Raw genomic sequence first — 8,386 nt, forward strand, 5'->3', positions numbered from 1 at the left:
TGGAAATTGTCGCACTCCGGTGAGGAGCAGCTCATGCCCATCCGATTCAACCGAAGTCGGAGGCCTCCAGTCAAACACGGTTTCGTGACCCGTCTTGCCTGCCTGGGGGCAATTTCGGCCCTGGCCGTCGCGGCGGCGCCATCTCTTGATGCCATGGCCTCTCCCGCCGTCCACATCTCCAGTCAGAGCGAGCAGATCCTCCAAACCTTGCTGACGGTCCGAGATAGCGCCTCAAGCGCGGGCCGGTCCGAGCTGTCCGACATCGTGTCGCAGCAGTTCCTGGACGTGCCTTATGGCGCACACACGCTCATCGGTTCGGCTACCGAGTCTGAGCAGCTTGTCGTTAACTTGCAGGAGGTCGACTGCTTCACCTATGCCGACTACGTCGAAGCGCTCAAGCGCTCCGATGACCGCGAGGAGTTCATCGACAATCTCACCAAGGTTCGGTACAAGAACGGTGTCGTCGATTTCCAGGACCGGAAGCACTTCTTCACCGACTGGTCTGCGTCCGCTCCGGCGATAGCAACCGACATCACAGAAAGCCTTAGCGCCAACTCGATCCAGTCGACCAAGAATCTCAACGAGAAGGACGCCGGTGGAGCGTATTTGCCGGGTTTGCCGGTTGTGCCGCGAACCGTCACCTACATTCCCAGTGCGTCGGTCGACAGCAGCGTCATCGACCGGCTACAGACCGGCGACTACATCGGCGCGTACGCCGAAGACGGCGGTCTCGACGTCACGCATGTCGGTATTTTCGTCGACACAGTTGACGGGCCCGTTCTTCGAAACGCGTCGTCACTGAGCGCGAACAACAAGGTGGTCGACAGTTCGCTTCTGGAATACCTCAGCACGGTTCCGGGGATGGTTGTGCTCCGCCCCGTCAGGTAGCTGGACGCGGGCGCCGGGGAACCCGATCTGGAGAGGCGTAGTCCCTGCTCGTGGGGCCGTGTTCGCGGTTGGAAGCAAGCCCCCTCCCCGCAGACGGAGCGCCGTACCAGTGGGCCGTGAGATAGCATGGCGCATGCCCAAATCGGAGCCGCTGGTCTCCCACGTCTCCGACACCGCCCGCTGGACCGCGTATTACCGCGCGACCGAATCAGCGCGGCCTGATGCGTTGTTCAACGACTTTTTGGCGGAGCGCCTCGCCGGCGAACACGGGCGCGCCATCGCGGCGCGCGCGCCTCGGACGGTGCGCTCCGGTTGGTGGCTCATCGCCCGAACGAAGATCATCGATGACGTTATTTTGAATGCGATCGGCGCGGGGTGTGACCGGGTCCTCAATCTGGCCGCCGGTTTGGACACCCGTCCGTACCGTTTGAACCTCCCCCCCGAATTTAAGTGGGTAGAGGCGGATCTGCCGGGACTTCTGACCGCGAAAGCGCAGCTGCTTGCCGATGAGGCCCCGCGATGCCGGCTCACTCGCACCGCCGTCGACCTCGCCGATACGCGCGCCCGTGCAGCGTTCCTGGACCAGGCCCTGGCCGGCGCGTCGAAGGCCCTGGTGCTGACTGAGGGTCTGCTGATGTATCTCGACGAGAACGAAGTCGTCGACTTCTCGTCGGCGCTTAATCGCCCCGAGGTTGCTTGGTGGACACTTGATTTCGTCAGTCCAGGATTGAAGCGCCTGATGAACAAGAAGAGCGGCATGCTGCAGAGTTCGCCATTTAGGTTTGCACCCGACAACGGCGTCGCATTTTTTGAAGACCTCGGTTGGCGAGCGGCCGAGGTGGAACCGTTGGCGGAGGTGGCATATCGACTCGACCGGCTTCCGTTCTTGATGCGTTTGGCCGCACGCCTGCCTCAACCCGATCCGCGCCGCCCGGGTGTGCGTCCCTGGGGTGCGGCAGCCTGCCTTTCCCGCTAGGTGTGCGACTCGCGATGAATGGAGCTGCGGTCGCGGCCGATTCGGACAGACTGCGTATCTCACAGTTGGGCGCGACCACCGGATAAGCTGAGTCCGTCGGAGCAGCGGCAGTCACTAGTGGGAGTCCATATGTCGGGCAAGACCTTTTCATTCGAAGTCAACCGGACCAGCCACGCGCCCCCAGCGACGTTGTTCCGGATCGAAACGGACGGCGCCAATTGGGCGAGCTGGGCCAAACCGCTCGTCACCCAATCGTCCTGGCACCGGCAGGGCGATCCGGCGCCCGGCGGCATCGGAGCCGTCCGAAAGGTCGGGTTGTGGCCTTTGTTGATGCAGGAGGAGACCTGTGAGTACGAGCAGGACCGCCGACACGTCTACAAGCTGAATTGGCCGCCAAACCCGGCCAAGGACTACCGCGGCGAGCTGGTCGTCACCCCGAATTCAGCCGGGGGCACCGACCTGCGCTGGAGCGGCACCTTCACCGAGAGGGTCCCTGGAACGGGACCAGTCGTGCGTGCCGCGTTACGCAGTGCGATCACGTTTTTCGCACGTCGGTTGGTGGAAGCAGCCGAACGGGAAGCGCGTTAAGGGACAGAGTATTGCGTTTGAGGCCGCATCGCGCCGACGCGGGACTGGGCGACGAGCGCAAGGCCAGCTTGCGCATGTTTATGGAGCCACCACCGCCCCAGCGGATCTGCGCGCGGACCGCGATCCGAATTCTCAAGCTCGCCGGGCGCGCCGTCGGCACAAGCTGGTGTCCTGGGTTCTCACGACCCGCAGTATTTCCTACACCGGCGACTGGCCGCCACGTCGGCGTGACGCAGCCGATCTTGAGGTGCTTTGCCGCGCGTCAGACAGGCAAGAACCGCCGCAGTGAGAGAGCAGACCGTCCTACTGCCAGAGCCCAGGCAGGTCAGGGCGTCACGATATTGAAGGTGTAGTCGGGATCTTCGAGGAAACCGAACAGCTCGAGAAGTGCCTCGGCGCGCCCATCGAGGACTAGTGCGCCCGACGCCAACGCATCAGCGATCTCGATTACGCCGGACAGGATTTCGACAAACACGTGGTGGGAGAGACGAAGTGACACGGCAGCATCCGGATCGGTGCCGCGTTGGCAGTGCAGTGCACCGTGCTCGAGCCCTAGGACCCACTTTTCATGGATGTCGGTGAAGTCCCAGTTGATCGTCAATGTCGTGCCGTCGGCGCGCGGCCCGTCGAGCCGGACTGCGAGCGAATCGAAGATCATTTCGATCGGCATGGCGTGCAACATTCCCAGCGGTGCACCTTCGGACCCGGTTCTCCGCTCGCCGGTCTTGTCTCGCAGTTCATGAGCGCCAGTGAGGTAGAAGTTGCGCCACGGACCAGACTCCGCCTGATAGCCCAACTGCTCAAGGGCATCGGCCTGGAGCTCCCGGGCCTGCTGGTGGCCCGGATCAGCAAAGATGGCGTGATTTACCAGTTGCACCACCCACCGGTAGTCGCCGGCCTCGAACGCCTCGCGGCCGAGGTCAACCACCCGGTCCGCGCCGCCCATCGCTTCGACGTAGCGCCGGCTGGCGTACTCGGGCGGGTGAGGCTCCAGGTTGGCCGGGTTGCCGTCGAACCAGCCCAAGTACTTCTGGTACGTGGCCTTGGCGTTGTGGCTGACCGTTCCGTAGTAACCACGGTTGTTGAAGTTGCCGGCGAGACTCGGCGGGAGCTCGAGCTGCTCGGCGATCTCGGTGCTGTTCAAACCTTGGTTAGCCAGACGCATCGTCTGGTCGTGCAGGAAGCGATACGTGTCCCGCTGAGCACGCAGATATGACGCGATCGCCTCGGAGCCCCAGACCGGCCAGTTGTGGGACGCGAAGCATAGGTCGATGTCGCCGGCCATCGTCAGCAGCGACTCGTGTATGTACTTGCTCCAGGCCAGCCCGTCGCGGACGTGGGCTCCCCGCAGCGTGTAGAGGTTGTGCATCACGCAGGTGCAGTTCTCGGCCATGCACAGGGCCCGGAGGTCGGGGAACAGGAAGTTCATCTCCGCCGGCGCTTCCGTGCCGGGGGTCATCTGGAACACGATGCGGACCCCATCGATCACCCTTTCCTCGCCTGTGGTGGCAATGTCGTCGGTTGGCGCTATCAGTGCCGAGTGGCCGTTCTGCGGGAGAGTACGACCGAGGCCGCAGCCGACAAGTCCCCGGGGGTCGGCCGGGAGCAGCCCGCCATACATGTAGCCGGCTCGGCGCAACATGGCCGGCCCGGCGATCACGTTCTCTTTGACTGCCTCCTCGAGGAACCCTTTGGGCGCGATGACCGGGACGCCCGACGCGACATCGCCATCGTCAATCACGCCGTAGGCACCGGCAAAGTGATCGCCGTGGCTGTGTGTGTAGATGACAGCTCTCACAGGGCGCGCCCCCACGATGCGGTTCACCAACTCTAGTGACGCGCGGGCCGTCTCAGCGGTGGTGAGCGGATCGATGACGATCCAGCCCGACTCGCCCTGAATGAAGGTGATGTTTGAGATGTCGTAGCCCCGAACTTGATACACGCGGTCGGCGAGCTTGAAGAGTCCGTGGACGTTGTTCAGCTTCTCCTGCCGCCACAGGCTCGGATTGACGGTGTCGGGTGCATCGCCGTCGATGAAGCCGAACTTGTCCATGTCCCAGACGACGTGGCCGGTCTGTTTGTTGGTGAGGACGAGGCTGTCCTCCTGCACGAGAAGGCCGCGGGTGTTGCGCTCCTCGTCGGAGGGATCAGCGAGTGGCAGCTGGGCGGCCAGCGCGATATTGGTTTCGCGGGTGTGGGCAGAAGCGGGCATCCGCATGGTTCGATCTCCAAAGTTCAGCGGGATTCAGACAGTGACAACCCGGGTGACGATCGGGGCGAGTTCATCTTCAGGCAGCAGGTACCGCGCCAACAGGATCGTCTCGGAGCGGCCTTTGGTGTCCAGCCAGTTGCCGCCGCCAGGATCATCGGGCCCGACCAGCATGGTGACGGTGCCGTCCGGGTTGCGCTGCGCCTGAACATCGTTGATGCACACTGACTGCCCGTCCCTGAATTCAGGGGACTCCAACCACCAGTTGTTGAGGTGCACACTCCAGTAGCGGCATGGGGGCGGGTCAAGGTGCAGTTCGAGCGCCTCACCGGACGCCAGTTGTACGTAGCAGAGCTGATAGTAGTTGTGCGGCGTACCTGCCATCTCCGACACCAACTCGGCGGCCGCCTCGTCCATCCGGTTTGGGCGGCGGCGGAGCTCTCCGGAGAGATGAGCGGTCGCGGTATTTCCCCACTGCAGGCCGGTGCTGATCTGACTAAGAGCGGCCGCGAAGTCGTCGGCGTTCAGTTCCGGCCGCTGCGATGGAGCCGGCGTAACCCGCTCCACGCTCCACGCGGCATGCTCTCCGCCGACACGATCGTGACGATACTCCCGGATAACGACAAAGGCGCCATCATCGCCGAGGTCGAGCCAATTCGAGCTCTGCGCCGGTCCCCCGACGATGAGCTCCACCGCACCGCTGGCAGCGATTTCGATCTCGCCGTCATGGAGATCGGCCACTACCCGCTCTGTGGCGGTTGCGCGGTACGCAGTGAACGAGATGTAGGCGGCATCGCCTCGGGTTCCGGTCAACCGGTAGGTGTGGTCGGGGTGGACGTTGAATTGACGGTAGATGGTGTCGGGACAGTCGGCAAAGACTTTCCGGGTGGGCGACTCCGGGTAGAACAGCTCAGGTCTCTCCGCGGCCGGGAACTCAAGCTCCTGCTCTTCGCGGTAGGAAAGCTGGCGCAGGATGAAACGCAGTCCATCAACCCGATCAGCATCCGTGGGTGCGGACGCGATTGCCTCCGTCCCCATTACGCGGAGCTGCTCGGTGAACTCTGTCCAAGCAGCAGTGAGCTTCTGGGTGGTAGGCGTTGCCCGTTGGATTGTCATGGTCTCCCCTGTGCAGTTACCGCCCGGGTCAGTAGGCGAACGTCGTCCACGGTATCGCCAACCCGTCCTACCAGTTCCAGTCAGGGCGTCAGGTTGTGTCCAGCACAGTGGCGCTGACTATCGCGGCGCGAAGTTGCCGTGGAAGCCCTGCGGGATGTGATGGGTCAGTTGGGCGGTCGCCATCGGCCCGCCCTCGAGATCCTTCGCGTCGAGGATCACCAGTCGCGATCTGTGGTGGTCGGCTTGGTATTCCACTGACAGCAGCCACCCTTCGTCCTCTTCGGCTGCCCCCGGCCTGGGGGTGAACACCGGCTCGCAGAAGCTGTTCCCCGGCGTTTCCGCGACATAGGCGGTTGCTGAGTTATCCGCCAGGTCGAGCTTGGTGATCCCGTCGTAGAGCGTGCCCAGGGTGTGCTTGGTGTTGACGTAGGAGTACCGATGTGGCCGGCCCTCCCGGTCCGGGTGATGGCGCGGAAACTCTGAGGTGCGGTCGCTGAGCTGCTCTCGGATCACTCTGTCGGTGGCGGTGATTCGGAACCGGGTGAACTCCGAGTGGATGTGGTCCATCGGACTGGTCCGAAACCGCGCGATGCAGTTGAGCAGATCGCCGTTCTGGTAGGTGATCACGTCGAGGACGACGTCGCCGCGGTCGTCGTGGGCATTGCTCAGATGGAACTGCAGGACCGCGTCGTAGTCGATCCGGCGGATCTCGCCGCCGTCCCGCGGGATGAGGACGAAGGAACTGCCGCGTTCGGGCCGGTAACGCATACCGTCCCCGAATGATTTGAGCCCCAGCGCAATCGGAATCCCGTCTGGGATTATCGGCGAGATGAGAAAGACAAGATACCGTTCGGTGATCGCGAAATCATGCACCATCGCCACGTACGGCAACGACAACGACCGGTAGTGCTTGAGCCTGCCCCGACGGTCGGTTCGGTAGATCCGCAGATGTGGGGTCGGGATGAACTCGACTCCGAAGTTGAACATGTCGCCACTGCTCGGACAGAAGCACGGATGCGCAGAATACGTTCCAGCCCAGCGTAATTCGCGCCCGAACCGGCGCACTCCCAGGGTTTCCAGAGTCTCGGGATCGAGCTCGTGGGGCGGCCCACCCTCCCACAGTGCATAGAGGTGGCCGGCGTGTTCGACAACATTGGTATTCGCCAGGTTCGGCGGCAGGCGGCCGACGTTGGCCAGCCATCCCCCGGATGCGTCGGTGCCCAGATGCCGGGTGCCGCTCTTGCCCCGGAAATGCTGGGTGCGGACATACCGGCTCCGGTAGTGCACTTTGCCGCCGGCGATGGTGAAGGCGGAAATCATCCCGTCGCCGTCGAAGAGGTGGTGCAATGGGCGGCCGGTGTGGTCCTCCCACCGGCCCGGACCGTTGCGGTACAGCGTTCCGGACAGTTCGGCTGGGATCTCCCCCTGCACGTGGTCGACGTTGTAGTCGTATTCGATCGATTGGGCCTCGCTGGCACCCAGGCTGCTCAGGTCCGCCGGATTCATGGATGCCAGGCGGTCGGCCGCACCAGCACGTTCCTGGGCATCCAGGCAATCCAGATACCCCCGAAGCCCGGGGAGACCGGCGAGGTCAGGCAGCGCGACAGCGGGCGATGAACGGGCCATGGCACCTCCTGTCGAGCTTCGTCCCACCCGACGATAGTCCTCTAGGTGAAACGCGCACTCGGGTTGGGTTGCTCCGCGACGCTCGTATCCTCGGCGGGGTGGCTGATGAAGTCCAGTCCGGCGCGAATCGCGTTTCGGTGGCGCAGAATTCGGTAATGCGCCAGTCGGCCGAGCCCCCGTGTGGTGAGCAGGCGTGCACCCGGCCATGCCGCTGCCACGCGCTCACTGGCGGCATGAGGACTGTCCGGGTCGTCGGGGTCGTGGATGAGAAGCAGCGGCGGATAGTTTGCTCGTCGACCGGTCCACGTCATGTTCGTTTCGTGCAGGGGCATGCCAATGCGTTTTTCGAGACGCTGCTGCAGACCCGAACGGATCCGGCGGCCGAAGCCGTGGCGTGCGGCGAACAGGTCGAGATAGAGCGGAAACTCTCCCATGGGCGCCAAGAAGACCAAGCGGCCAACCTGTGCGCCCTGAGTCGCCGCCAATACCGTCGAGTTGGCTCCCAGTGAATGGGCGACCACCGCATGCGCAGGCCCATGGGTCTCGATCATGGCCGCAATCGCGTCGGCGCACTCGGTGGCCGTGGTGCGCCCGGGCGCGAGCGCACCCGGATCCGATTCGTTGTGGCTGGGCAGGTCGAAAGCCACGACCCGGTACCCCGCCTCCAGAAGCGGTTTGACGAACACTGCCAAATGCGCGCGCTGGCCACCCCAACCGTGTACCAGATACACCGGCGGCCCCTCGCCCCACGCCTCCCCGGCAACCCGATGTCCATCCCAGAACGCCTCTATCGATGTCCCTGGTGGCACGCCGGGCGGCATGCGCATACTCGACTCAAGAACGGGCGGGGTGCACCACAACTCGACTGCCCACCGCGATCCCAACGCGGGCGCCAACCGCTCAAGCCCCCAGAAAAGGCGCCGCACCCGGGCAGCAACGGGCGGCAGGACCCCGGAACCGGCAATATCGAGCGGTGCTGCCTC

7 protein-coding genes are annotated in these 8,386 nt (G+C 63.9%); 3 read left to right on the forward strand and 4 right to left on the reverse strand.

The window, feature by feature from the left end:
- Window positions 1-33 precede the first annotated feature (33 nt).
- From ACPGXI_RS17240 to ACPGXI_RS17250, 3 genes are all read left to right on the forward strand, one after another.
- Window positions 34-888, forward strand: a complete 855-nt coding sequence (locus tag ACPGXI_RS17240; RefSeq protein WP_526655130.1) for an N-acetylmuramoyl-L-alanine amidase-like domain-containing protein — start codon at window positions 34-36, stop codon at window positions 886-888.
- A 133-nt stretch (window positions 889-1,021) separates the two neighbouring features.
- On the forward strand, window positions 1,022-1,864 hold the full coding sequence (locus tag ACPGXI_RS17245) for a class I SAM-dependent methyltransferase (RefSeq protein WP_526655118.1): 843 nt from the start codon (window positions 1,022-1,024) through the stop codon (window positions 1,862-1,864).
- A 129-nt stretch (window positions 1,865-1,993) separates the two neighbouring features.
- Entirely contained in the window at window positions 1,994-2,452 is a 459-nt protein-coding gene (locus ACPGXI_RS17250; RefSeq protein WP_526655120.1) for an SRPBCC family protein, read from the forward strand.
- Between the two features lie 325 nt (window positions 2,453-2,777).
- On the opposite strand, the gene ACPGXI_RS17255 is transcribed toward ACPGXI_RS17250, so the two are convergent.
- The 4 genes from ACPGXI_RS17255 to ACPGXI_RS17270 all read right to left on the reverse strand — a co-directional run.
- Complete coding sequence (locus ACPGXI_RS17255; RefSeq protein WP_526655122.1) at window positions 2,778-4,670, reverse strand: alkyl/aryl-sulfatase; 1,893 nt, start codon at window positions 4,668-4,670, stop codon at window positions 2,778-2,780.
- Window positions 4,671-4,697: 27 nt separating this feature from the next.
- On the reverse strand, window positions 4,698-5,699 hold the full coding sequence (locus ACPGXI_RS17260) for a DUF1214 domain-containing protein (RefSeq protein WP_526655124.1): 1,002 nt from the start codon (window positions 5,697-5,699) through the stop codon (window positions 4,698-4,700).
- Window positions 5,700-5,894: 195 nt separating this feature from the next.
- Window positions 5,895-7,403, reverse strand: a complete 1,509-nt coding sequence (locus tag ACPGXI_RS17265) for a carotenoid oxygenase family protein (protein ID WP_526655126.1) — start codon at window positions 7,401-7,403, stop codon at window positions 5,895-5,897.
- Window positions 7,404-7,444: 41 nt separating this feature from the next.
- Window positions 7,445-8,386: alpha/beta fold hydrolase (locus ACPGXI_RS17270; protein WP_526655128.1), on the reverse strand; the 942-nt coding region annotated here is incomplete at its 5' end.

This window comes from Mycobacterium sp. (assembly GCF_049608025.1).
In the GTDB taxonomy this organism is placed as follows: domain Bacteria; phylum Actinomycetota; class Actinomycetes; order Mycobacteriales; family Mycobacteriaceae; genus Mycobacterium.